The sequence below is a fragment of the Streptomyces griseorubiginosus genome (genome assembly GCF_036345115.1).
Lineage (GTDB): Bacteria > Actinomycetota > Actinomycetes > Streptomycetales > Streptomycetaceae > Streptomyces > Streptomyces griseorubiginosus_C.
Genome location: NZ_CP107766.1, coordinates 4740736 through 4764717 on the forward strand (window position 1 = coordinate 4740736; position 23982 = coordinate 4764717).

At 68.5% G+C, this 23982-nt stretch carries 21 protein-coding genes; 9 read left to right on the plus strand and 12 right to left on the minus strand.

Annotated elements, in window-relative coordinates:
* Nucleotides 1-40: 40 nt before the first annotated feature.
* The 6 genes from gyrB to dnaA form a co-directional block, all read right to left on the minus strand.
* Nucleotides 41-2113, minus strand: coding sequence for a DNA topoisomerase (ATP-hydrolyzing) subunit B (gene gyrB / locus OHN19_RS21370; protein ID WP_330265733.1), 2073 nt, complete (start codon nt 2111-2113; stop codon nt 41-43).
* A 351-nt stretch (nt 2114-2464) separates the two neighbouring features.
* Nucleotides 2465-3052, minus strand: coding sequence for a DUF721 domain-containing protein (locus OHN19_RS21375; protein WP_330265734.1), 588 nt, complete (start codon nt 3050-3052; stop codon nt 2465-2467).
* Nucleotides 3049-4170 (minus strand): DNA replication/repair protein RecF, encoded by a 1122-nt coding sequence (gene recF / locus OHN19_RS21380; RefSeq protein ID WP_330265735.1) that lies wholly within the window; start codon nt 4168-4170, stop codon nt 3049-3051. The genes OHN19_RS21375 and recF overlap by 4 nt, the downstream gene beginning before the upstream one ends.
* A 52-nt stretch (nt 4171-4222) precedes the next feature.
* Entirely contained in the window at nt 4223-5098 is an 876-nt protein-coding gene (gnd, locus tag OHN19_RS21385; protein WP_330265736.1) for a phosphogluconate dehydrogenase (NAD(+)-dependent, decarboxylating), read from the minus strand.
* Between the two features lie 138 nt (nt 5099-5236).
* Nucleotides 5237-6367, minus strand: coding sequence for a DNA polymerase III subunit beta (gene dnaN / locus OHN19_RS21390; RefSeq protein ID WP_037707198.1), 1131 nt, complete (start codon nt 6365-6367; stop codon nt 5237-5239).
* Nucleotides 6368-7247: 880 nt separating this feature from the next.
* Nucleotides 7248-9281 (minus strand): chromosomal replication initiator protein DnaA, encoded by a 2034-nt coding sequence (gene dnaA, locus OHN19_RS21395; RefSeq protein ID WP_330265737.1) that lies wholly within the window; start codon nt 9279-9281, stop codon nt 7248-7250.
* Between the two features lie 383 nt (nt 9282-9664).
* Between dnaA and rpmH the strand changes: the two genes are divergently transcribed.
* From rpmH to OHN19_RS21440, 9 genes are all read left to right on the plus strand, one after another.
* Nucleotides 9665-9802: a 50S ribosomal protein L34 gene (gene rpmH, locus OHN19_RS21400; RefSeq protein ID WP_005482975.1), complete on the plus strand. Its 138-nt coding sequence runs from the start codon at nt 9665-9667 to the stop codon at nt 9800-9802.
* Nucleotides 9803-9822: 20 nt separating this feature from the next.
* Nucleotides 9823-10194: a ribonuclease P protein component gene (gene rnpA, locus OHN19_RS21405; protein WP_164433043.1), complete on the plus strand. Its 372-nt coding sequence runs from the start codon at nt 9823-9825 to the stop codon at nt 10192-10194.
* Nucleotides 10191-10544: a membrane protein insertion efficiency factor YidD gene (gene yidD / locus OHN19_RS21410; RefSeq protein ID WP_030319557.1), complete on the plus strand. Its 354-nt coding sequence runs from the start codon at nt 10191-10193 to the stop codon at nt 10542-10544. The genes rnpA and yidD overlap by 4 nt, the downstream gene beginning before the upstream one ends.
* Before the next feature lie 3 nt (nt 10545-10547).
* The gene (yidC, locus tag OHN19_RS21415) at nt 10548-11849 is read left to right on the plus strand and encodes a membrane protein insertase YidC (protein ID WP_330265738.1); all 1302 of its coding nucleotides are present in this window, start codon (nt 10548-10550) and stop codon (nt 11847-11849) included.
* 16 nt (nt 11850-11865) lie between these two features.
* The gene (locus OHN19_RS21420) at nt 11866-12378 is read left to right on the plus strand and encodes a protein jag (RefSeq protein ID WP_330265739.1); all 513 of its coding nucleotides are present in this window, start codon (nt 11866-11868) and stop codon (nt 12376-12378) included.
* 118 nt (nt 12379-12496) lie between these two features.
* Nucleotides 12497-13213: a 16S rRNA (guanine(527)-N(7))-methyltransferase RsmG gene (gene rsmG / locus OHN19_RS21425; protein ID WP_330265740.1), complete on the plus strand. Its 717-nt coding sequence runs from the start codon at nt 12497-12499 to the stop codon at nt 13211-13213.
* 265 nt (nt 13214-13478) lie between these two features.
* Nucleotides 13479-14552, plus strand: coding sequence for a ParA family protein (locus OHN19_RS21430; protein WP_330269670.1), 1074 nt, complete (start codon nt 13479-13481; stop codon nt 14550-14552).
* On the plus strand, nt 14549-15649 hold the full coding sequence (locus OHN19_RS21435; protein WP_330265741.1) for a ParB/RepB/Spo0J family partition protein: 1101 nt from the start codon (nt 14549-14551) through the stop codon (nt 15647-15649). The genes OHN19_RS21430 and OHN19_RS21435 overlap by 4 nt, the downstream gene beginning before the upstream one ends.
* Before the next feature lie 326 nt (nt 15650-15975).
* The gene (locus tag OHN19_RS21440) at nt 15976-16593 is read left to right on the plus strand and encodes a GNAT family N-acetyltransferase (RefSeq protein ID WP_330265742.1); all 618 of its coding nucleotides are present in this window, start codon (nt 15976-15978) and stop codon (nt 16591-16593) included.
* 80 nt (nt 16594-16673) lie between these two features.
* Here OHN19_RS21440 and trxA read toward each other — a convergent pair whose 3' ends face one another.
* From trxA to murJ, 6 genes are all read right to left on the minus strand, one after another.
* Nucleotides 16674-17006, minus strand: coding sequence for a thioredoxin (gene trxA / locus OHN19_RS21445; RefSeq protein ID WP_003991504.1), 333 nt, complete (start codon nt 17004-17006; stop codon nt 16674-16676).
* Nucleotides 17007-17050: 44 nt separating this feature from the next.
* On the minus strand, nt 17051-18019 hold the full coding sequence (gene trxB / locus OHN19_RS21450; RefSeq protein WP_123761892.1) for a thioredoxin-disulfide reductase: 969 nt from the start codon (nt 18017-18019) through the stop codon (nt 17051-17053).
* A 168-nt stretch (nt 18020-18187) separates the two neighbouring features.
* Nucleotides 18188-19072 (minus strand): hypothetical protein, encoded by an 885-nt coding sequence (locus OHN19_RS21455; RefSeq protein WP_330265743.1) that lies wholly within the window; start codon nt 19070-19072, stop codon nt 18188-18190.
* Nucleotides 19069-19794 carry an RNA polymerase sigma factor SigM gene (sigM, locus tag OHN19_RS21460; RefSeq protein WP_330265744.1) on the minus strand — a complete coding sequence of 242 codons (726 nt, stop codon included), beginning with the start codon at nt 19792-19794 and terminating at the stop codon, nt 19069-19071. Before sigM ends, OHN19_RS21455 begins: the two co-directional genes overlap by 4 nt.
* A gap of 30 nt (nt 19795-19824) precedes the next feature.
* Complete coding sequence (locus OHN19_RS21465) at nt 19825-21546, minus strand: protein kinase family protein (protein ID WP_330265745.1); 1722 nt, start codon at nt 21544-21546, stop codon at nt 19825-19827.
* A gap of 119 nt (nt 21547-21665) precedes the next feature.
* Nucleotides 21666-23954 (minus strand): murein biosynthesis integral membrane protein MurJ, encoded by a 2289-nt coding sequence (murJ, locus tag OHN19_RS21470; protein WP_330265746.1) that lies wholly within the window; start codon nt 23952-23954, stop codon nt 21666-21668.
* Between the last annotated feature and the right edge of the window lie 28 nt (nt 23955-23982).

Consider the following 23982-nt stretch of genomic DNA (forward strand, 5'->3'; position numbering starts at 1 on the left):
CGGGTGAAGATCCTTCCTGGTGCGGTCAGCTGAGACCGACTCAGATGTCGAGGAAGCGGACGTCCTTGGCGTTGCGCTGGATGAACTGCCGGCGGGCCTCCACGTCCTCGCCCATGAGGACCGAGAACAGGTCGTCCGCCTGGGCGGCGTCGTCGAGCGTGACCTGGCCGAGGACGCGGTGCTCCTGGTCCATGGTGGTCACGCGCAGCTCCTCGGCGTTCATCTCGCCGAGACCCTTGAAGCGCTGGATGGAGTCCTCGCGGATGCGCTTGCCGCGCTGGCGGCCCATCTCGATCAGCGCGTCTCGCTCGCGGTCGGAGTACGCGTACTCGGTGTCGTCCCGGCCCCACTTGATCTTGTAGAGCGGAGGACGGGAGAGGTACACGTGCCCGGCCTCGACCAGCGGCCGCATGAAGCGGAACAGGAAGGTCAGCAGCAGGGTGGAGATGTGCTGGCCGTCGACGTCGGCGTCCGCCATCAGGATGATCTTGTGATAGCGCAGCTTCTCGATGTCGAAGTCCTCGTGGACTCCGGTGCCGAAGGCCGAGATCAGCGCCTGGATCTCCTGGTTCTGCAGGATCTTGTCGATCCGGGCCTTCTCGACGTTCAGGATCTTGCCGCGGATCGGGAGGATCGCCTGGTACTCCGGGTTGCGGCCGGACTTGGCCGAGCCGCCGGCGGAGTCACCCTCGACGATGAAGATCTCGCACTTGGTGGGGTCGTTGGACTGGCAGTCGGAGAGCTTGCCCGGCAGGGACGCGGTCTCCAGCAGGCCCTTGCGGCGGGTCAGGTCGCGGGCCTTGCGGGCCGCCACGCGCGCGGTGGCCGCCTGGATCGACTTGCGGATGATGTCCGCGGCTTCGACCGGGTTGCGGTCCAGCCAGTCGGTGAGGTGCTCGTAGACGACCTTCTGGACGAAGGTCTTCACCTCGGTGTTGCCCAGCTTGGTCTTGGTCTGGCCCTCGAACTGCGGCTCGCTCAGCTTCACCGAGATGATCGCGGTCAGACCCTCGCGGATGTCGTCACCCGTGAGGTTGTCGTCCTTGTCGCGCAGCAGCTTCTTGTCGCGCGCGTACTTGTTGATCAGCGAGGTCAGCGCCGCGCGGAAGCCCTCTTCGTGGGTGCCGCCCTCATGCGTGTGGATGATGTTGGCGAAGGAGTAGACGCCCTCGGTGTAACTGCTGTTCCACTGCATGGCGAGCTCGACGGACAGGTTCTTGTCCTTGTCCTCGGCCTCGAGGTCGACGATGGTCGGGTGCACCACGTCTCCCTTGCGGGAGTTGAGGTACTTCACGAAGTCGACGATGCCGCCCTCGTAGTGGTAGTCGACCGACTTGACCTCGGCGCTCTCGTCCGCGCCCGCCTCGTCCGCGCCGGACGTCGCCTTGGCCGACTCCCGCTCGTCGGTGAGTTTGATCCTCAAACCCTTGTTGAGGAACGCCATCTCCTGGAAGCGCCGCGAGAGCGTCTCGAAGGAGTAGTCGGTGGTCTCGAAGATGTCCGGGTCGGCCCAGAAGGTCACCGAGGTGCCGTGCTCCTCCGTGGCCTCGTGCTTGGCCAGCGGGGCCGTCGGAACGCCGAGCTTGTAGTCCTGCGTCCAGCGGTAGCCGTCCGTCTTGACCTCGACGGCCACCTTGGTCGACAGGGCGTTCACCACGGACACGCCCACGCCGTGCAGACCGCCGGAGACCGCGTAGCCGCCGCCGCCGAACTTGCCGCCCGCGTGCAGCACGGTGAGCACGACCTCGACGGCCGGCTTGCCCTCGGAGGGGACGATGCCGACCGGGATGCCACGGCCGTTGTCGACGACCCGGACGCCGCCGTCGGGGAGGATCGTGACGTCGATGGTGTCCGCGTGGCCCGCCAGCGCCTCGTCGACGGAGTTGTCGACGACCTCCTGCACCAGGTGGTGCAGGCCGCGCTCGCCGGTCGAGCCGATGTACATACCGGGTCGCTTGCGGACCGCGTCCAGACCCTCGAGGACGGTGATGGCGCTGGCGTCGTACGAGGCGGTGACCTCGCCGTTCGACGAGGTCGCCTCGGCGTCGGTGGACGGGATGTTCTCGTTGGGGTTGCCGGAATCGGCCACGAAGCGCCCTTTCTGGCACAGCACGAGCCGGGCTCGTCGGCGGGTTGCCGGAGCGGCTGCGGCATGTTGCGTTGGTAAGCCTTGATCAGCGTTGCTCAGCGTTTCCCGGGCGGTCCCCACGTTTGGGGCGGGATTGGCTTCCAGTCTACCGGTAGCGCCGACAGTGATGGGGGTTTGCCGGTACCTGAGTCCTCATGTGCCGCCCTCAACCGGCGTCTTCCGGGTCCCCATATACGGAGCGGGGCTCCGAGAGGCTCACAGCGGCACTCAGCGCTTTCGGCTGTCAACCCTTTGCTACTTGGGAGTCAGGTCGGAATTCGCATCCGCGTGCAGTGCTACGACGGCGCCGATCACGCGGGGAGGACGTGACGTAAGTCACGTGTAGGGATCGCCGGACCTGCTGCTTCCCGGGGCCCGCAGAGGGCCGTAGTTGCGCGCGGGGCCACCGGGACCGAGCACCTTGATCAGCCGGACCGTGCCGTGCCCCAGGTCCTCGTTGAGCCGCGCGACCAGGCTCGGGGCGAGGCGCCGCACCTCGGTCGCCCACACCGGCGAATCACACTGCACGACCAGGACCCGCTCGTCCTCGTCGTACCTCTGGGGCGTGCAGTGATCAGCGAGCTTCTCGCCGACGATCTGCGGCCAGCGCCCCATCACACCGCCCACCGCGGCGGGAGCCTCCCAGCCCCGCTCGGTGATCAGGCGGTTGATGGCGGCACCGAAGGCCATCGGGTCGCGACCGTCGGCGCGCGCGCCGGAGCGCAGCCCGCCCCCGCGCCGCGCCTGCCGCTTCTGCTGCGCCGCGTCCCCACGCGCGCGTGCCTGTTCCCTCGCCGCCCGAAGCGCCACACGCGCGAGGTCGACACCGGAGGGCTCGGCCGGCTTGGGGTTCTCGGCGCCGTTTGCGTTTCCGCCGCCAGCAGCGCCGTCGGCGTTCTCGGTCGGAGGCCGTTCGTCGCTCATACGCGCTCCACCGTCCCCTCCGCCACCGCGTACCGCGTCCCCGCCAGCACGTGCGGCACGTCGTCGTCGACCGCGGCCGTCACCAGCACCTGCTCACCCGGGGCGACCAGCTCGGCCAGCCGCTCCCGGCGCCGGGTGTCCAGCTCGGCGAACACGTCGTCGAGGATCAGCACCGGCTCGTTCCCCTCCGCCCTGAGGAGGTCGTACGACGCGAGCCGCAGCGCCAGCGCGTACGACCAGGACTCGCCGTGCGAGGCGTATCCCTTGGCGGGCAGCTGGCCGAGTTTGAGCAGCAGATCGTCCCGATGCGGCCCTACGAGGGTCACGCCCCGCTCGATCTCCTGCTTGCGCGCCTCCGCGAGCGCCCCCATCAGCTGCTCGAAGAGATCCTCACGCGTGTGCGCCTCGCCGGGCGCGGACGGCTTGTACTCCAGCGCGACCGGACCGCCGCCGGGCGCCAGCTGCTCGTACGCCTTGTCGGCCAGCGGCTGGAGCGCGGCGATCAGGTCGAGCCGCTGGGCGAGCAGCTCGGCGCCCACGCGCGCGAGGTGCTGGTCCCATACGTCGAGGGTGGACAGGTCCATCGAGCGGCCGCCGTGCCTGCGCGCGAGGGCGGCCGACTTCAGCAGGGTGTTGCGCTGCTTGAGGACACGCTCGTAGTCGGAGCGCACGCCGGCCATGCGCGGGGAGCGGGCGGTGATCAGCTCGTCGAGGAAGCGGCGCCGCTCACCGGGGTCGCCCTTGACCAGCGCCAGGTCCTCCGGCGCGAACAGCACGGTCCGCACGATCCCCAGCACATCACGCGGCCTGACCTGCGACGACCTGTTGATGCGCGCACGGTTCGACTTGCCGGGGTTCAGCTCCAGCTCGACCAGCTGCTGCCGCTCGCCCTGTCTGACCTGCGCCCGGACGATCGCGCGGTCGGCGCCCATCCGGATCAGCGGGGCGTCGGTGGCGACCCGGTGGCTGCCGAGGGTGGCGAGATAGCCGATCGCCTCGACGAGGTTCGTCTTGCCCTGTCCGTTGGGGCCCACGAACGCGATGACGCCCGGGTCGAGCGGGACCTCGACCCGGGCGTACGAGCGGAAGTCGGCCAGCGACAGATGCGTGACGTGCATGGTCGGGCGCCGACCTCCCCCAGCTTGTGGACTGTGCGAACAGCCCTGTGGATTACTTCGTCTCGACCGCGTGGCCGCCGAACTGGTTGCGCAGCGCCGCGATCATCTTCATCTGCGGCGAGTCGTCCTGGCGGGACGCGAACCGCGCGAACAGGGACGCGGTGATCGCCGGCAGCGGCACCGCGTGGTCTATGGCGGCCTCCACGGTCCACCGGCCCTCGCCGGAGTCCTGTGCGAAACCGCGCAGCTTGTCCAGGTGCTCGTCCTCGTCGAGGGCGTTGACCGCGAGGTCGAGGAGCCAGGAACGGATGACGGTGCCCTCCTGCCAGGAGCGGAAGACCTCCCGGACGTCGGTCACGGAGTCCACCTTCTCCAGGAGCTCCCAGCCCTCGGCGTAGGCCTGCATCATCGCGTACTCGATGCCGTTGTGGACCATCTTCGCGAAGTGGCCCGCGCCGACCTTGCCGGCGTGCACCGCCCCGGCGTCGCCCTTGGGCTTGAGGGCGTCGAAGACGGGCTGCACCTTGGCGACGTTCTCGGCGTCACCGCCGTACATCAGCGCATAGCCGTTCTCCAGGCCCCAGACACCGCCGGAGACACCGCAGTCCACGAAACCGATGCCCTTGGCCGCCAGCTCCTCGGCGTGCTTCTCGTCGTCCGTCCAGCGGGAGTTCCCGCCGTCCACCACGACGTCCCCGGGCTGAAGGAGTTCGGCCAGCTCGTCGATGGTCGCCTGCGTCGGCGCTCCGGCCGGGACCATCACCCACACGACCCGCGGACCCTGCAACGCGTCCACAAGCTCCTTGAGGCTGTGGACATCGGCGAGGTCCGGGTTGCGGTCGTATCCGATCACGGTGTGGCCTGCGCGGCGGATCCGCTCGCGCATGTTGCCGCCCATCTTGCCGAGGCCGATGAGACCGAGCTCCATCAGTGGTTCCTTAGGTAGCTGTGACGTGTGGGGCACCTTCGTACCCACGTACGAGCCTAAACCCGGACGCTCACGCACACCTGTGGGCATACGCGCTCAAACGTATGCCCTCACCTGGGGCTTTCCGTCGGCGACCGCTCAGCCGCTGAGCCGCACCGGCATGATCAGGTACTTGTAGGCCTCGTCCGCCTCGGCGTCCAGGGCCGGCTTGCCGCTGAGCAGCGCCGGCTTGGTGGACGTCGTGAAGGACAGCTGGGCCACCGGGGAGTCGATGGCGCTCAGGCCGTCCAGCAGGAAGGTCGGGTTGAAGGCGATCGAGATGTCGTCGCCCTCCAGCTGGGCGTCGACCCTTTCCACAGCCTGTGCGTCGTCGCTGGAGCCGGCCTCGAGGATCAGCACGCCCTGCTCGAAGCTCAGCCGCACCGGGGTGTTGCGCTCGGCGACCAGGGCCACACGCTTGACGGCCTCCACGAAGGGGGCGGTCTCGATCACCGCGACCGAGTTGAACTCCGTCGGGAACAGCGTGCGGTACTTCGGCAGATCGCCCTCGAGCAGACGGGTCGTCGTACGGCGGCCCGCACCCTCGAAACCGATCAGACCCTCGCCCGCGCCCGAACCGGACAGCGCCAGGATGACGCTGTCGCCGCTCGTGAGGGCCTTGGCGGTGTCCAGGAGCGTCTTGGCGGGCACCAGGGCCACCGCGGACGCCTCGGGGTTCTCCGGCTTCCACAGGAACTCACGGACCGCGAAGCGGTAGCGGTCGGTGGACGCCAGGGTGACGGTGTCGCCCTCGATCTCGATGCGCACACCGGTCAGCACCGGCAGCGTGTCGTCGCGGCCCGCGGCGATGGCCACCTGGGAGGCGGCGGAGGCGAAGACCTCACCGGGGACGGTGCCGGTCGCGCTCGGCATCTGCGGCAGCGCCGGGTACTCCTCCACAGGCAGGGTGTGGAGTGTGAATCGCGAGGAGCCGCACACCACGGTCGCCCGTACACCGTCTGTGGAAATCTCCACCGGGCGGTTGGGCAGGGCGCGGCAGATGTCGGCGAGCAGGCGGCCGGAGACCAGCACCGTGCCCTCCTCCTCGACCTCGGCCTCGACGGACACCCGCGCGGAGACCTCGTAGTCGAAGCTGGACAGGCTCAGCTGGCCTTCCTCGGCCTTCAGGAGAAGGCCGGCGAGGACCGGCGCCGGCGGACGGGCCGGGAGGCTGCGCGCCGCCCAGGCAACTGCCTCCGCGAGTACGTCGCGTTCCACCCGGATCTTCACTGTTGCCGCCTCCTGCTGTTGCCGGCGCTGCTCGGCCTGCCTGGCTTCGTCGTCTGTCTCGGTGTCGTCGGCCCCTGTGACGGGAAGGACACCGGGGAACAGTCTGACGCACCCCACTGACAGTAGGTGCCTCTCGGGGTCAAGTCGTGACGAGGGGCAGCCGGGCACCGGACAGCGAGTTGTGCACAGGACCCCCTTCGAAACGGATTCCCAGCTCTCTCTAGTTGTCAGTAGTAGTAGGGGCTGTGGATACCGTGGATAACCCCGTTTTCCCAGCTCAGAGGGGAAATTTTGTCCACGGGCCCTGTGGGCGACACCGGTGGACAACTGGGCGTCTCTGTGGAGAACAGAAAGTTCTGCACACTCCGTGCACAGCCTGAGGCGACTTCTCCCCAACGCCGTCCCCAGCTTTACCCCCGTTTCCCACAGCCCAACCCGGCACCTTCGTGTGACGCCTTTCACTCGACCCGGTGATCAGGCGCGTCGAGTTGCCGAACAGTGGACAGGGATGTGGAGAAGCTGGTGATCGCTGGGGACAACCGGCCCCAGCCTGTGGGTTGTCGGTGGACAACTCGATGCACAGCCTGTGGATCTCCTGACTGTCCACAGTCTGTGGAGATCGTTCGTCCACGAATCCACAGGGGGGTGACCTGGGCTGATGGTCTTGCGACAGGGAGCCTGTGGACCGTGATCTGGACAACTTCGCGGTCCCCAGGATGTGGACGGGAAAAAGTCACCGGATCTGTGGAGAGAGGCCGTAACCCGGCGGGGAATCGAACACAGGGCTACGGCGTCGTGACCCCGGGAACGCCGAAGGGCACCCCGGGATCTCGTCCCCAGGGCGCCCTTCGGCGTTGAAACCGTCGTAATTCCGGTGCTGTCAGCCGTTCTTGATGCGGTTCGTCAGCTCGGTCACCTGGTTGTAGATGGAGCGCCGCTCGGCCATCAGATTGCGGATCTTGCGGTCCGCGTGCATCACGGTCGTGTGGTCGCGGCCGCCGAACAGGGCGCCGATCTTGGGCAGCGAGAGGTCGGTGAGCTCGCGGCACAGGTACATGGCGATCTGGCGGGCGGTGACGAGGGCGCGGCCGCGTGAGGTGCCGCACAGGTCCTCGACGGTCAGGCCGAAGTAGTCGGCCGTGGCGCTCATGATCGCCGTGGAGGTGATCTCCGGGGCCGAGTCCTCGCCGCCGGGGATCAGGTCCTTCAGCACGATCTCGGTCAGGCCCAGGTCGACCGGCTGCCGGTTGAGCGACGCGAACGCCGTCACGCGGATCAGCGCGCCCTCCAGCTCGCGGATGTTGCGCGAGATGCGGGAAGCGATGAACTCCAGCACCTCCGGCGGGGCGTTGAGCTGTTCCTGGACCGCCTTCTTGCGCAGGATCGCGATGCGGGTCTCCAGCTCGGGCGGCTGGACGTCGGTGATCAGGCCCCACTCGAAACGGTTCCGCAGCCGGTCCTCGAGCGTGACCAGCTGCTTGGGCGGCCGGTCGCTGGAGAGCACGATCTGCTTGTTGGCGTTGTGGAGCGTGTTGAAGGTGTGGAAGAACTCCTCCTGCGTCGACTCCTTGTCCGCGAGGAACTGGATGTCGTCGACGAGCAGGATGTCCATCTCGCGGTACCGCTTGCGGAAGCTGTCGCCCTTGCCGTCGCGGATGGAGTTGATGAACTCGTTGGTGAACTCCTCCGAGCTCACGTACCGCACGCGCGTGCCGGGGTACAGGCTGCGCGCGTAGTGGCCGATGGCATGCAGCAGATGTGTCTTGCCGAGGCCGGACTCCCCGTAGATGAAGAGGGGGTTGTAGGCCTTGGCCGGCGCCTCGGCGACGGCGACCGCGGCCGCGTGGGCGAAGCGGTTGGAGGCGCCGATGACGAAGGTGTCGAAGAGGTACTTCGGGTTCAGCCGCGCGGTGGGCTCACCGGGACCGGTCGCGGGCGCGGGCTGCGCGGCGAGCGGGCCGGGGGCGCCGGTGGTGGGCAGATTGGAGCCGACCGGCCCGCCGCGGTGCACATGCCCGGAGGCCGACGGGGGCTCGGGGAGATCCCGTCGCGCGTCCCGCTGGTCGTACTCCGAGCGCGGCTTGTCGTAGTCGGGGCGGGGCTTGTCGTAGTCCGGGCGCTGGTCGTAGTCGGGGCGCGGGCTGTCGTAGGACGGCCGCTCCATGGGCTGGGGGCGGTAGTCCTGGGAGGGGGCGCCGTAGGAGTCCTGCGGGTAGGGCTCCTTCTGGTACGGCTCCTGTGGATACGTCTCTTGCTGGTACGGCTCCTGCGACGGCGACGCGTAAGGGTCGCGCTCCGGGAAGCCGAGCCGCTGCTGCTGCCAGCTGTACTCGTCCTGCGCGGGTCGGGGCCAGGCGCCCGGTTCGGGGCGCTGGTACTCCGAGGGGTACGCGGGCCGGGCGGTGGGGAGCTGGTCCGGGCGGGGGGTGCGGTCGCCCTGGGGCCCGGGGCGCTGCTCGCCACGGCCCGAGGGGGAGTCGTCGGCGCGGTGGCGGCCGTAGCCGTCGTACTGGTTGTCGTATTGCTTGTCGTACGTGTTGTCGTACGGCCCGTCGTACTGGCCGGAGGGGAGCTCGGGCTCCTCGTAGCGGGGCTGGGACCGGGGGGCCGGGGGTGCGGGCGGCGAGGGGGGCTCGCCCGCGGAGTCGTCGACGGTGATGGCGATACGGATGGGGCGGCCGCACTCGCGGCTCAGCGTCTCGCTGACGGCCGGGGCCAGCCTGCCCTCCAGTACGCCCTTCGCAAATTCGTTCGGTACGGCGAGCAGGGCGGTGTCGGCGACCAGTGCGAGGGGCTGGCAGCGACGGATCCAGTGCTCGTCCTTCGCCTCCACACCCTGGACGCGGCCCTCACCGAGGAGTTGCTCGAGTACGCGTGGCCACACTGCGGCAAGATCGGCAGGTACGTCAGCCACAGGGCACGCTCTCTCACGGGTCCCACGAACGTGTGGTTGTGGGACGAGTCGGGATTCAAATGGGGTGGAGCCGAAACACAGGGGTCAAGGGAACGAATCGGAGTTCAGCCACGGTAGTCAGGGCGACGGGTGCGGTTCAAGTTGTTGTCCCCAGCCTGTGGATAGTGTCTCCCGGTGACCACTGGTTTGACCGGATGGCGTAGCCGCGCGTACCGTAACCAGGTCGAGTTGTCGATGGCTGCTGCCGCCTGCCTCCGATGGGCACAGATCGCTTCGGGTGATCGGGAAGCGGTGCACTCGGGCGTTACTGCGAGCTACTCGTGGGCGCACGGTGACAGCCAGGACGGCACCCGCCACCACCGATTTATTTCTGGAGCCCCCGAGTGAGCAAGCGCACCTTCCAGCCGAACAACCGTCGCCGCGCGAAGACCCACGGCTTCCGCCTGCGGATGCGTACCCGTGCCGGCCGCGCGATTCTCGCGAACCGCCGCAGCAAGGGTCGCGCCAGCCTGTCCGCCTGATCTGATCAGGTCATGACGTCGTGCTGCCTACCGAGCATCGGCTGAGGCGGCGCGAGGACTTCGCGACCGCGGTACGACGGGGTCGCCGGGCAGGCCGCCCGTCCCTCGTCGTTCATCTACGTAGCGGTGCCACGGACCCGCACGCGCCTGGGGAGAGCGCTCCCCCGACGCGTGCGGGTTTCGTCGTGAGCAAGGCCGTGGGCGGCGCCGTCGTACGCAACAAGGTGAAGCGCAGACTTCGCCATCTGATGCGTGACCGGGTCTCCCTGTTGCCCCCCGGTAGCCTGGTAGTCGTACGAGCGTTGCCCGAGGCCGGCGACGCCGACCATGAACAACTGGCCCGAGACCTGGATGCCGCCCTACAGCGGCTGCTGGGAGGGGGCGCGCGATGAAGTACCCACTGCTGGCGCTGATCAAGCTGTACCAGTGGACCATCAGTCCACTGCTGGGGCCGGTCTGCAAGTACTACCCGTCGTGTTCCCACTACGGCTTCCAGGCCATCGACCGGCACGGTGCGATCAAGGGAACGGCACTCACCGCCTGGCGCATCCTGCGGTGCAATCCGTGGTCGCTGGGCGGTGTGGACCATGTTCCGCCGCGCAAGCGCCCGCGGTGGCACGAAATGCTGCGTAACGCCTGGCGTGCACGCAGGGGCGGGCCCTCCGCCGCCGACTCGGCCACCGAGGGACATACTCCTTCGAGCCCGGCCGCAGAGACTCCGTCCCATGCCCAAGGAGCATGATTAGTGGACACGATTGCCAGTCTTTTCAGCTTCATCACGACACCCGTCTCCTGGGTCATCGTCCAGTTCCACAAGGTGTACGGCGCCATCTTCGGCCCCGACACCGGGTGGGCCTGGGGCCTGTCGATCGTGTCCCTCGTGATCCTGATCCGTATCTGCCTGATCCCGCTCTTCGTGAAGCAGATCAAGTCGACGCGGGCCATGCAGACGCTCCAGCCCGAGATGAAGAAGATCCAGGAGCGCTACAAGAACGACAAACAGCGTCAGTCCGAAGAGATGATGAAGCTGTACAAGGAGACGGGCACCAACCCGCTCTCCTCGTGCCTTCCCATCCTGGCGCAGTCGCCGTTCTTCTTCGCCCTGTACCACGTGCTCAACGGCATCGCGACGGGCGACACCATCGGTGTCATCAACGAGTCGCTGCTGGCCAGCGCCCGTAAGGCGCACATCTTCGGGGCCCCGCTCGCCGCGAAGTTCAAGGACGGCTCCGCCACCGTCCAGGCCCTGGGCGCCACGGTCACCGATGTGCGGGTCGTCACCGCGGTCATGATCATCCTGATGTCGGCGTCGCAGTTCTACACGCAGCGCCAGCTGATGACGAAGAACGTCGACACCACGGTCAAGACGCCGTTCATGCAGCAGCAGAAGATGCTGATGTACGTCTTCCCGGTCATGTTCGCCGTCTTCGGCATCAACTTCCCGGTCGGTGTCCTCGTCTACTGGCTGACCACCAACGTGTGGACCATGGGCCAGCAGATGTATGTCATCCACAACAACCCGACCCCGGGTTCCAAGGCCCAGGCCGCCTACCTGGAGCGCCTCACCAAGCACGTCCTGAACCACGGGAAGGCCCGCAAGCGCAGCGAGCGCACCATCATCAAGGCGATCGTCGCCAAGGGCCGGGACCGCAACGAGTTCGAGCGCAAGTTCATCAACGGCCTGAACAAGGCCGGTCTCGCGGCCCAGGCCGACGGCACCGTGATCCAGAGCGAGTCCCAGGCCACGGTCCAGACCGAGGACGGTTCGCCGGCGAGCGCGGCCACCCCCAAGCGTCAGCAGCCCAAGCGGCAGAGCAAGTCGCAGCGGCAGTCGGGTGCGGCCGCGAGTGGCACGAAGGCGGCCGGCGAAGACCAGTCGTCGACGCCGACCTCGCTGAGCAAGTCCGAGGAGCCCCAGGACGCAACGCCCGAGGACGCCAAGCCGGCCGCTTCGGCCAAGAAGCAGCCCGGCTCCGGTAACCGCAGCAAGGCCCAGTCCGGACAGCGCAAGGGTCCGCAGCGGCCCAAGTCCCCGTCCAAGAAGTAACGAAGGAGTCCATCCCGTGACGGAAGGCACCACCTCCGCCGCTGCCGAGGGTGCAGACACCCTGACCCGCCTGGAGCAGGAGGGCGAGATCGCGGCGGACTACCTCGAGGGTCTGCTCGACATCGCCGATCTCGACGGCGACATCGACATGGATGTCGAGGCCGACCGCGCCGCTGTCTCGATCATCAGCGACGCGGGCGGCCGCGACCTGCAGAAGCTGGTCGGCCGTGACGGCGAGGTGCTGGAAGCCCTTCAGGAGCTCACCCGCCTGGCCGTGCACCGGGAGACCGGGGACCGCAGCCGTCTGATGCTGGACATCGCCGGTTACCGGGCCAAGAAGCGTGCCGAGCTCTCCGAGCTGGGTGCCAAGGCCGCCGCCGAGGTCAAGAACACCGGCGAGTCCGTGAAGCTCAAGCCGATGACGCCGTTCGAGCGCAAGGTCGTGCACGACGCGGTCAAGGCAGCCGGTCTGCGCAGCGAGTCCGAGGGCGAGGAGCCGCAGCGCTTCGTCGTCGTGCTTCCCGCCTGATCGGTTCCTAGGTTCCTCCGGCCCCGTCTGTAGAGCAGGCGGGGCCGAACTTTGTCAGCCTGATAGTTCTGGTGGTCGGCGCCCAGTGCGTCGATGCGGTACGGAAGGACGGTTCCCCGTGACGGAGGCAGCGGAGCTTCCCCCCGCGCCCGAGCAGGCGCGTGAGGTGTTCGGCGATCGCTTCGAGGACGCGGTCCGCTACGCCGAGCTGCTCGCCGAGGCGGGTGTGCAGCGCGGTCTCATCGGCCCGCGTGAAGTGCCCCGCCTGTGGGAGCGGCATCTGCTGAACTGCGCGGTGCTCTCGGAAGTCGTTCCCGAGGGCGTGACCGTGTGCGACGTCGGCTCGGGAGCCGGGCTTCCCGGCATTCCCCTGGCCCTCGTCCGTGAGGACCTGAAGATCACGCTGCTGGAGCCTCTGCTGCGGCGTACGACCTTCCTGACGGAGGTCGTGGAGCTGCTGGGCCTGGACCATGTGACGGTCGTCCGCGGGCGGGCCGAGGAGGTCATGGGCAAACTCACCCCCGTCCATGTGGTGACGGCGCGGGCCGTGGCCCCGCTGGACCGGCTGGCGACCTGGGGGGTTCCGCTGCTGCGTCCCTACGGGGAGATGCTCGCGCTCAAGGGTGACACCGCGGAGGAGGAACTCAAGGCCGCGTCCACGGCATTGAGCAAGCTCGGTGCCGTGGAGACCTCCATCCTGCATGTGGGTGAGGGAGTGGTCGATCCACTGTCCACGGTGGTGCGGGTCGAGGTGGGGGAGAGCCCCGGTGGTGTGCGGTTCGCCGCCAAGCGTGCCAAGGCGGCTCGCACGGGACGTGCCCGTCGGCGCCGCTGATCCGTCCTGACGACGAGACGTACTCCACACAAGCTGCCAAACCTACGCATGCCGGAGTGTCGCGGCAGAACGGGCACGGCTCCCCTGCATCGTGTTTCACGTGAAACGTCGCTCACTGCTGCACGGCATCATCAGCCGGGGCCGCGCCGCGGCCGAACCCCGTGACCGAAAGCCTCTCGGGTCACTCGGAGAGGTAACGGAGTTGTCCACAGAGGTGGATTTCTCCACAGAACAACAGGCCTCACTGGTTCACACCCCCGAAGACATGGGAGGCTCTGTTCATTGCGAGCCTGAAGTCGAGGAGAGTGAATCCTTGCGGTCCGACGCCAACATCGCGGGACCGATGACCGATCCGGTCCCCGGTCCCCGAACCGAGTCGATGGGGGACGATGTTTCACGTGAAACACCGCCCCCGATGGACGACACTCCGATCGGTCGTGCTGCCCAACTGGCGGTAGAGGCTCTGGGCCGCGCCGGCGAGGGCCTGCCGCGGCCCGAGCAGACCCGGATCATGGTCGTCGCCAACCAGAAGGGCGGAGTGGGCAAGACGACGACAACCGTCAATCTTGCCGCTTCGCTGGCTCTGCACGGTGGCCGTGTCCTGGTGGTCGACCTTGATCCCCAGGGCAATGCGTCCACTGCCCTGGGGATCGACCACCACGCTGAAGTTCCTTCCATCTACGACGTTCTGGTCGACAGCAGGCCGCTGGCCGAGGTCGTCCAGCCGGTGCCTGATGTCGAAGGCCTCTTCTGTGCTCCCGCCACGATCGATCTCGCCGGTGCGGAGATCGAGCTGGTGTCCCTGGTGGCACGTGAGAGCCGACTGCAGCGGGCCATCCAGGCCTACGAGCAGCCCCTCGACTACATCCTCATCGACTGCCCGCCCTCGCTCGGCCTGCTGACGGTCAATGCCTTGGTGGCCGGCGCGGAGGTGCTCATCCCGATCCAGTGCGAGTACTACGCGCTGGAAGGCCTGGGGCAGCTGCTGCGCAACGTCGATCTGGTGCGGGGTCACCTCAACCCCACCTTGCACGTATCGACGATCCTGCTCACCATGTACGACGGCCGGACGCGCCTCGCGTCACAGGTCGCCGACGAGGTGCGCACCCACTTCGGTGACGAGGTGCTGCGGACGAGCATTCCCCGCTCGGTCCGTATCTCCGAGGCACCGAGCTACGGACAGACGGTGCTGACCTACGATCCCGGATCGAGCGGCGCGCTGTCCTATCTTGAGGCGGCGCGAGAGATCGCGCTGAAGGGCGTCGGCGTCAGCTATGACCCGACGCAGGCGCACATCGGCGCACAGAGCAACCCGAGCATGGTGGAGGGGATCCAGTGAGCGAGCGACGGAGGGGTTTGGGCCGTGGGCTCGGCGCACTGATCCCTGCTGCCCCGACGGAGAAGACGCCGACACCGGCGGCGATGGGCGGCGCCGGTTCCGCGTCCCCGGCTGCCGTACCGGTGCTGACGAGCGACCGTGGGGTGGCCGCGGCGAAGGTGGCCACGCTGCCGCCTGTTTCACAGGAAGCCGAGGAGCCGTCGGTCAACGGCTACGCGGAGACTCCCGCGCCTCCTATGGGCGCCCACTTCGCTGAGCTCCCCCTCGACTCCATCACGCCGAACCCGCGCCAGCCGCGTGAGGTCTTCGACGAGGACGCGCTGCATGAACTGGTCACCTCCATCCAGGAGGTCGGACTCCTCCAGCCGGTCGTCGTACGACAGGTCGGTCCCGCGCGCTACGAGCTCATCATGGGCGAGCGGCGCTGGAGGGCCAGCCGTGAAGCCGGCCTGGACGCGATCCCGGCGATCGTGCGGGCCACGGACGACGACAAGCTTCTCCTGGACGCCCTTTTGGAGAACCTGCACCGCGCCCAGCTCAACCCGCTGGAAGAGGCAGCCGCCTACGACCAGTTGCTGAAGGACTTCAACTGCACGCACGACCAGCTGGCGGACCGCATCGGTCGGTCCCGTCCGCAGGTCTCCAACACCCTGCGTCTGCTGAAGCTCTCCCCGGCAGTCCAGCGCCGGGTGGCCGCCGGAGTCCTCTCCGCCGGACACGCCCGCGCGCTGCTCTCTGTCGAGGACTCGGAGGAGCAGGACCGCCTGGCTCACCGGATCGTGGCCGAGGGCCTGTCGGTGCGTGCCGTCGAGGAGATCGTGACCCTCATGGGGTCGCGTCCGCAGACCGCCCAGCGCTCCAAGGGGCCGCGTGCCGGCGCCCGCGTCTCCCCGGCGCTCACCGACCTCGCCACCCGTCTCTCGGATCGCTTCGAGACGCGGGTGAAGGTCGACCTGGGGCAGAAGAAGGGAAAGATCACGGTCGAGTTCGCCTCCATGGAGGACCTCGAGCGCATCCTCAGCAGCCTCGCCCCCGGTGAGGGTCCGGTCCTCCAGAAGAGCCTGCTGGGCGACGACGCCGAGGAGACGGAAGCCTGAGCCGGGCTTCGCCGCGGTGATGCTGCTGAGGCGGAGCAAGAAGAGCGGGCCGTGTCCGGTGTGTACCGGACACGGCCCGCTCTTTGCTTTCAGGCGGTATCGATGGAATCGGTGTGTGGATACGATGCGATTGGGTGCGGCACATCCACCCGGCAGTACCTCTGAGGGGAGGCAGGGGCCATGCGAACGATGAGCCGAAGCGGACTGGTGAGCGCAGGCCTGGGACTGGGGGCGGTCGGCGGCTTCGTCGGCAGCCTGCTCAGGGAACGGAGCGCACTGACGGCAGCCCGCGATGCGGCGGGCGAAGGAAGCGAGGAACAGCCTTCATGGGGCGTCGGCTCGTACCGCTCACGCTGGACAACCTTCCGGACCTCCCCAAGCGCTGCCGATCCTGCGTCTTCTGGGAGTTGGACCCGGTCAGCGGAGAAGCCGCGGTAAAGGCGGGCACCCCGGCCCTGGAGAAGGAGGCCTGGATCTCCGCCGTCCTCCTGGACTGGGGATCCTGTGGCCGGGTCGTCTACGTCGACGATGTTCCGGTCGGCTTCGTCCTCTACGCGCCTCCGGCGTACGTCCCCCGGTCGACGGCCTTTCCCACGAGCCCCGTCTCTCCGGATGCCGTTCAGCTGATCACGTCGTTCATCATGCCGGGCTACCAGGGACAGGGGCTGGGCCGGGTGATGGTGCAGACGGTGGCCAAGGATCTGCTGCGGCGGGGCTTCAGAGCGATCGAGGCCTTTGGTGACGCCCGTTGGAAGGAGCCCGCCTGTCTGCTTCCCGCAGATCATCTCCTGGCGGTGGGCTTCAAGACGGTCAGGCCGCATCCTGCGTACCCGCGGCTGAGGCTGGAGCTGCGTACCACGCTCTCCTGGAAGGAAGACGTGGAGATGGCGCTGGACCGCCTTCTGGGGGCGGTGCAGAAGGAGCCGGCGCTGCGGCCGCTGTGACGGACACACGAGTGAGGGGCCGGTCCTGGTGGACCGGACCCTCACTGTGTTTCACGTGAAACCGTGTTTCACGTGAAACGTCACTCGGCGATGAAGTCCTCGAGGTCGCGGACGATCGCAGCCTTGGGCTTGGCTCCGACGATGGTCTTGGCGACCTCGCCGCCCTGGTAGACGTTCAGCGTCGGGATGGACATGACGCCGTACTTGGCGGCCGTACCCGGGTTCTCATCGATGTTCAGCTTGACGACCTCGATCTTGTCGCCGTACTCGGCGGCGATCGCCTCGAGCGACGGCGCGATCTGGCGGCACGGACCGCACCAGGCCGCCCAGAAGTCCACCAGGACGGGCTTGTCGCTCTTGAGGACGTCCTGCTCGAAGGAATCGTCGGTCACGTTCTTCAGGGTGCCGGCCACGGCGGGCTCCTTAACTGGTTGGTGCGGTGGGGCGGGGATGGGGGTCAGACAGCGGTCTTCTCGGGCTCGGCCTTCTCCTCGTCCGCGAGGGCGGCGAGGAAGCGCTCGGCGTCGAGAGCGGCGGAGCAGCCGGTACCGGCCGCGGTGATCGCCTGGCGGTAGGTGTGGTCGACCACGTCGCCGGCGCCGAAGACACCCGTCAGGTTGGTGCGCGTCGAGGGCGCCTCCACCTTCAGGTAGCCCTCGCCGTCCAGGTCGAGCTGGCCCTTGAAGAGCTCGGTGCGCGGGTCGTGGCCGATGGCGATGAACAGGCCGGTGACCGCGAGGTCGCTCAGCTCGCCGGTCTTGAGGTTGCGCAGCTTGAGACCGGACAGCTTCGGGTCGCCCTGGATCTCGGCGACTTCGCTGTCCCACACGAACTTGATCTTCGGGTCGGCGAAGGCGCGCTCCTGCATCGCCTTGGAGGCGCGCAGGGTGTCCCGGCGATGGACGATCGTCACGGACTTGGCGAAGCGGGAGAGGAAGGTCGCTTCCTCCATCGCGGTGTCGCCGCCGCCGATCACGGCGATGTCCTGGTCCTTGAAGAAGAAGCCGTCACAGGTGGCACACCACGAGACACCGCGGCCGGAGAGGGCATCCTCGTTCGGCAGGCCGAGCTTGCGGTGCTGCGATCCGGTGGTGACGATCACGGCCTTCGCCCGGTGGACGGTGCCCGAGGTGTCGGTGACGGTCTTGATCTCGCCGGTCAGGTCGACACTGACGATGTCGTCCGGGACGAGCTCGGCGCCGAAACGCTCGGCCTGGGCGCGCATGTTGTCCATGAGCTCGGGGCCCATGATGCCGTCCTGGAAGCCGGGGAAGTTCTCCACCTCCGTGGTGTTCATCAGGGCGCCACCAGCGGTGACGGCGCCCTCGAACACCAGCGGCTTCAGCGACGCGCGCGCGGTGTAGAGCGCCGCCGTGTAGCCGGCGGGCCCGGAGCCGATGATGATCACGTTACGGACGTCGCTCACGGCTTGGTTCCTCGTCTCTGGACTGCGTCGTCGGACCGGTGGAGCCCCTCTCAGAACTCTCACCCCACCCAACGGATCCTAAGGGGCGCGCATTCCCGGTGTGTCCGGGCACACGGAGAGGCCACACCGTACGAAATACCACGGAGGGCGGAGACGAAGCGTCAGCGTTCAGGAGCGCGCGTAGGACTGCTTCAGCAGGATCTGCGCGGTGCTGGTGGGGGCGTTCTTCACGCAGGACGCGTCCATGATGTAGGCGGTGACCCGGTTGCTGTCGGAGGGGTCACGCAGCACCACGAGAAGCGCGTCCTTGCCCTTGTAGACGCCGTTCTCGGTCGCGAGGGCCGTGCCGTTGGTGGTGATGCCCTTCTGGATGCACGGAGGAACCACGGGCTGCTTCTTGATGAAGGGCTGCTCGCGGTCAGGAGCGGTCGCCACGCCCATGCTGTCCGGAGAGCGGGAGCCGCCCGTGGCGGACCGGTCCGGGGTGAGGAGTTGGGAGACCTGCTTCTTGAGGGTGCTGTCGGAGAAGGTGTCGGCCGGGGAGACCTGACTTTCGTCGGACGTCTTGCCGTCGTCCAGCGACGTCAGCAGTACGGACCCGAATCCGAGAGCGGCGACCGCGAAGACGGCACCCAGAACGACCTTCCTGCGTCGGGTGATCCTCTGCCTGTCCTTGCGGCCGGGGCCGGTGGTGGCGGACCGGGCGTGGCCCGAGGGGCGATCGGCAGTGGGCGATGTTTCACGTGAAACATGCGCGCTTTCCAACGGCGCCGGGGCGTTCACCGCGTCCGGAGCCGTGGCTTGCAGGAGAGCTTCTGCCGCGAGGGCGGCGTCGATCCGGCCGGCGACGTCGGCGGGCATCCGCGGCGGGCCCGGCAGTGTTCCGAGGAGCCCGCGGATCTCCTCCAGCGACGCGTGTACATCGGCGCAGAGTTCACACTCGTCCAGATGCCGACGTACGTCCGCGGTCCTGGAGTCGGGGAGGAGGCCTTCGGTGAGGTCGGAGATCTCCGCGACATCCGGGTGCCCGGCAGTGTCTGTCGAGGAAGTCACGCTCGCCCACCTCCGCCCTTCACTACAGCTGAATCGCCTGGTCCCGAGTCCGGCGGGCCTCCAGACGGAGGTGCCGCTGCGGGTGGGACGGATGTCCCCTGCGTGCGGTTCCGTCCTGCGTGCCCTTCTCGGTCCTCTCCGGCCTTTTCCGGCCGCAGGTGAGAGAGAAGGGGGAGGAGTCTGGCTCTTCCTCGGGCGCAGCGGCTCTTCACCGTGCCGGTCGGCACGTCGAGCATGCGGGCAGCTTCGGCGACGGGGTAGCCCTGCATGTCCACCAGGACGAGGGCGGCCCGCTGATCGGGAGGGAGAGTGCCGAGCGCTTCCAGGAGCTGGCGGTGGAGGTCGTTGCGCTCCGCGGGCGCCGAGGCGGACTCGTGGGGCTCCAGGAGCTGCTCCAGGCGCTCGGTGTCGTCCACCGGGGACGTCTTGCGCGAGGCCGTCTTTCTGGCGCGGTCCAGGCAGGCGTTCACCGTGATCCGGTGCAGCCAGGTCGTGACGGCCGACTGACCCCGGAAGGTGTGGGCGGCACGGTAGGCGGACACGAGGGCGTCCTGAACGGCGTCAGCGGCTTCCTCCCGGTCCCCGAGCGTCCTCAGGGCCACAGCCCAGAGACGGTCCCGATGACGCCGTACGAGCTCACCGAAGGCGTCGGGATCGCCGTCCACGTGAAGGGCCAGGAGGTCCTGATCGCTGGTACCGCCATACACGGTGTCATCTGCCATCGGACCCCCTCCCCTTGCCTTCGGTGCGCCTCAGCCCGTGAATTTCACGTTGGTGATGGCCTGCTTGTAGCCGGGAGTGCTGAAGTTCGCGCTGTCGTTCCCGGAGTAGGGCATCGCGGTGAGCCACACCAGCACGTACCGCGACTTCACCGGTTTGCCGACCTTGATCGTGGCCGTGGTGCCATCGGTCGTGGCCGAGCCGATCTTGTTCATGGCGTCCAACGAGGACGGCGTGAGTGAATCGGCAGCGTACAGCTCGGCCGTGGTGTATTTACCGCCGTACCGGAGGGACAGGGTCGCGGCCGACACCTCTTGGGAGGAACCGAGGTCGTAGACGATGCCGACGCCAGGCTTGATCACTATCTTCGGACCGTCTTTGTAGCTGTTGGTCCGCCAGCCCGTGGTCATGCTGTTGTCGTACGTCAGCTGCACATCGCCGGGGTGCTGGGCGTCGCCCTCGGCCACGTACTCCTGGGCGTTCTCGATGCTGAGCGTCTTCGTCGGCTTCGGCGCCGTGCTGTTCTTGTCGCCGTCGTCAGTCGTCTGGCTCTGGTTGTCGTCGGACGTGCCGCCCCGTTCCATCAGTGCGTCCGCGAGTTGCCAACTGCCCAGGCCCAGCGCGGCGATGAGGAGGGCCGAGACGGCCCACTTGAGGGCTCGGCCGGTGCGGCTCTGGAGCGGTGGGGGTGGGGGCGCGATCGCCTGGGTGACGCCGGGGTGCGGCGCCGGACGGCCGTACGTGCCCTGCTGGTAGGTCGTGCGCTGGTACTCCGGCGGTGCCGTGAACGTCGGCTCCGGCGGGCGGATGCGGGGCATCTCCCCGATCGCCTTGACCAGTTCCTCGGGCGTCGTGCACGCCGACTCGTGCCGGGAGGCAGTGGCACCGTCGTTGGCGAGCGCCCGCATCGACAGCTCGGACAGCCCACGGTGGACACCCGCCCGCACCTGGTCGGGTGCGATCAGACCGACGTCCTTGGGCAGGCCGGCCAGCCCGTAGGCGTCGCTCTCGTACGGCCAGCGCTGGGTCAGCGCCGCGTACAGAAGGGCACCGATCGCCTCGGTGTCCGCGCGCTGCGGGGTCTCCGAACTGACGCCGCGCAGCGCGGCGTTCACGGCCAGGCCCCGGATGCGCCACTGTCCGCTCGACGTACGCAGCACCGCGTTCGGGTTCAGCCGCAGGTGCGCGAGGCCCTCACGGTGGGCCGCGGCCATCGCGGAGGCCACCTGACTGACCATCTGGTAGGCGTCGTACACCTCCAGCGGGCCGGGGGCGAGGAGCGTGGTCAGCTCGGTCGCGTCGGGCAGCCACTCGTGGACGACGTAGACGAGGTCGTTCTCCTCGACGGCGTCCAGGACCTGGACGAACCGGGGGTCGCCGAGCAGCGCGGAGGAACGGGCCGCGGCCAGTACGGAACGCGCCCGCGCATGGTCCGCGGGCAGGATGTGCACGCCCACGGCCCGACGGAGTTTTTCGTCTACGGCACGCCAGCTGCTGAACCCGTCCAGACGGGTGACGCACTCCTCGAGACGGTAGCGTCTGGCGAGTTTGTGGCCGCTGTGCAACTCCGGCGGTGACGCCTTGCCAGAACCCTCGGTCCCGCCACTCCCCTGCCCCTGTGCCTCGACGTCTTCCGTGTCCCGCTCCCGGTTCTTGGCCACGCCGTCGGCCGTGGACTGGTCCGCCTTGGCGGTCAGCGGTTCGTCACCGCTGGTGTCTGCCACGTCGACGGCAGCCGTGCTCCGTTCCGCCACCGTCGTTCCCTGCCTCCCCATTCATTGCGCGCCGTGCGACGCAGAATCCAATTGTGCCCACAGTCCGCCGCTATGCACGACACACGGTGGCGGACGATGGTTGTGCGCGTACCCCCGGCTCAGCGCCCCAGACGCCCCCGGACCATGCCGACCAGTGAGTTCAACTCCTCGATGCGCATCTTGCGAGCGGCGACGAAGAAGATCCCGAGCAGGACCGCTCCGCCCGCGATCAGCGCGGCGAACGAACCGATCACGCCCTGACCGAGGGTGTGGCCGATGCCGTAACAGGCCGCCCCGCTGAGCAGGGCCGCCGGTACGGAGGCGATGCAGAGCCGGGCGTAGGTGCGCAGGACCCGCTTGCCGTCCAGGTCGCCGCCGAGGCGCTTGCGCAGGCGGCGCCAGGCCACGCCGACGCCGATCGCGTACGCCAGACCATAGGCGGCGGCCATGCCGGCCACGGCCCAGCGAGGCGGCAGAACCGCGTAACAGACCGCGGAGGCAGCGGCGTTGACCGCTGCCACGATCACGGTGTTGTAGAAGGGCGTCCGGGTGTCCTCGTAGGCGTAGAAGGCGCGCAGGACGACGTACTGGACCGAGTACGGGATCAGGCCCAGGCCGAAGGCCATCAGCATGTACCCCATGTTCGTGGCCGCGCTGGTGCCCGACGAGCCGAAGATGAGCGTGCACATGGGGATGCCGAGGGACAGGAAGCCGAAGGCGATCGGCACGATCGCGACCGCGGTCGTGCGCAGACCCTGGGAGATGTCGTCGCGCACCGCACCGGCGTCGTCCTCAGCGGCCGAGCGCGAGATGCGCGGCAGCAGGGCGGCCATCAGCGAGACCGTGATGATGGCCTGCGGGAGTCCCCAGATCAGCTGGGCGTTGGCGTAGGCGCTGAAACCGGTGCCGGGGATCTTCGTGTCGGCGACGGCGGCGGTGGCGAGCTGGGTGACGACGAGGGCGCCCGCCTGGTTGGCGAGGACGAACAGGATGGTCCACTTGGCGAGCATCGCGGCCTTGCCCAGGCCGTGGCCCTCCCAGTCGAAGCGCAGCCGCAGCCGGAATCCGGTCTCGCGCAGATAGGGGATCATCGCGAGGGCCTGCACCACGAGACCGAGCAGGATGCCCACGCCGAGCAGCCGCTGCCCCTGCGGAGGGATGTTCGTGACGCTCATGCCGGAGTGCTCTGCGGTGCCGTACACCCACAGGAACATCGCGAGCGTCACGATGATGACGACATTGTTGAGGACCGGAGTCCACATCATCGCGCCGAACTTGCCGCGTGCGTTGAGGACCTGTCCCATCACCACATGGATGCCCATGAAGAAGATGGAGGGCAGGAAGTAGCGGGTGAAGGTGATGGCGACGTCGTTGGCCGCGGGATTGGACGCCACCGAGTTCGAGAGCGCACGCACCAGGAGCGGCGCCGCGAACATCGTGATGGCGGTGAGCGCGGCGAGGGCCACCATGACGAGCGTCAGTAGCCGGTTCGCGAACGCCTCACCGCCGTCGTCGTCCTCCTTCATGGCGCGTACGAGCTGCGGTACGAAGACGGAGTTCAGGCCGCCGCCGACGGTGAGGATGTAGATCATGGTCGGCAGTTGGTAGGCCACCTGGAAGGAGTCGCCCAGGAAGGCGGTCCCGAGCGCCGACACGATCAGCGCCGAGCGCACGAAGCCGGTGAGCCGGGAGACCATCGTGCCGGCCGCCATCACGGCGCTCGACTTGAGCAGGCCGCCCGCCTTCCCGCCCTTCTTGGCGGGAGCGGAGGGAGCCGCCGGGGCCTCGGCGGCCGTCTGTGCCAGGGCCGGCGCCGTGCCGAGGTTCATGGTCTCGTCGGCCGCGGGCGCCGGAGCCACGGGTGCCTGGAACTGAGGGGCCTGTGACGGTCCGCCAGGAGCCGGCGCCGGTCCGGGCACCGACGGGGGATCCGTCGGGCGGCCGCCGCCCTGCTGCTGGTCGCGGAAGAGGTGCGCGAAGGCGTCCGGCTCGTGGCGCTCCTCGCCGGCCTGGGTGACCAGGTCGTCGACGCCCACGAACTGGGTGGTGCGCGGGTTGTCGCCGTACGGCAGGTACTGCGTGGGCCCCTCCGGCTCGGGAGCCGGGGTCTGTGCCCAGACCTGCGGGTCGGGGGCGTACGGGGACTGGGGCGGCTGGGAGTACAGGGGCTGCTGGGGCGGGTAGGTGCCGGGCGGTGGCGGGGGGTGCGCGGCACGGTCGTAGAGGGCCTCGGCGACCGGGTCCTGGGCGTGGAGGTCCTGTCCCCGGTAGGGGTCCTGGTCGTAGGCGTCCTGGAGGTACATGTCCGCGGGCGACTGCGGCGGCACCTGGCCGTGCTCGGGCGGCGGGCCCTCGGGGCGACCCGAGCTGCCCGCGCCCTGGCTGTCACCCTCGTACGGCGCGTTCATGGTTACCCCACCTCATCGTCCCGGGCCC

Coding starts and splice junctions, on each gene's coding strand:
- OHN19_RS21375 (WP_330265734.1), bottom strand. CDS start 3,052: ATGAGCGACGAACGGCCTCCGACCGAGAACGCCGACGGCGCTGCTGGC.
- recF (WP_330265735.1), bottom strand. CDS start 4,170: ATGCACGTCACGCATCTGTCGCTGGCCGACTTCCGCTCGTACGCCCGG.
- gnd (WP_330265736.1), bottom strand. CDS start 5,098: ATGGAGCTCGGTCTCATCGGCCTCGGCAAGATGGGCGGCAACATGCGC.
- yidD (WP_030319557.1), top strand. CDS start 10,191: ATGAAGTACCCACTGCTGGCGCTGATCAAGCTGTACCAGTGGACCATC.
- OHN19_RS21430 (WP_330269670.1), top strand. CDS start 13,479: ATGGGAGGCTCTGTTCATTGCGAGCCTGAAGTCGAGGAGAGTGAATCC.
- OHN19_RS21440 (WP_330265742.1), top strand. CDS start 15,976: ATGGGGCGTCGGCTCGTACCGCTCACGCTGGACAACCTTCCGGACCTC.
- sigM (WP_330265744.1), bottom strand. CDS start 19,794: ATGGCAGATGACACCGTGTATGGCGGTACCAGCGATCAGGACCTCCTG.
- murJ (WP_330265746.1), bottom strand. CDS start 23,954: ATGAACGCGCCGTACGAGGGTGACAGCCAGGGCGCGGGCAGCTCGGGT.